Below are 553 nucleotides of genomic sequence, written 5' to 3'. Positions count from 1 at the left end.
CCTGTTAAAAAAGTTCGCGGCGTACTTTGCGAAGGAGTCGCGGTGAAGTACGAGTCCATGGAAGAATTGCGACGCCAGTATCCAGTACCAGCGATGTGCCGGCTGCTGGGTGTATCGGCCAGCGGGTACTATGCCTGGCGCCGCCGCAAACCGTCGCTGCGTGCGCGGCAAGAGCCACGCCTGGAAGCGGAAATCCAGGCTGCCCACCGACGAACCCGCGAGACGTGCGGGCCGGAGCGACTGCAGAAGGAACTGGCCGCGCATGGCGTCCAGGTCGGCCTGCATCGCATTCGTAGGCTGCGCAAGAAACTGGGATTGCGCTGCAAGCAAAAGCGCAAGTTCAAGGCAACGACCGATTCGAAGCACACTCTGCCGGTTGCGCCGAACCTGCTCGAACAGCGCTTCACGGCCGAGGCACCGGACCAGGTATGGACCGGTGACCTGACGTACATCGCGACCGATGAAGGCTGGCTGTATCTGGCCGGATTGAAGGACCTGTATTCCGGTGAAATCGTCGGCTACGCAATGGGTGAGTGCATGACACGGCAATTGG

General features: G+C 61.1%; 1 protein-coding gene. It reads left to right on the top strand.

What is annotated here, in order from left to right:
* Positions 1–553 (top strand): IS3 family transposase (locus JK635_RS28710; protein ID WP_202655241.1); only part of this gene is annotated, 553 nt, incomplete at both ends.

The organism is Neobacillus paridis (assembly GCF_016765675.1).
GTDB lineage: Bacteria > Bacillota > Bacilli > Bacillales > Cytobacillaceae > Neobacillus > Neobacillus paridis.
The sequence above is the reverse complement of the archived record's forward strand: the minus strand, read 5'-3'. Positions and strand labels throughout refer to the sequence as shown.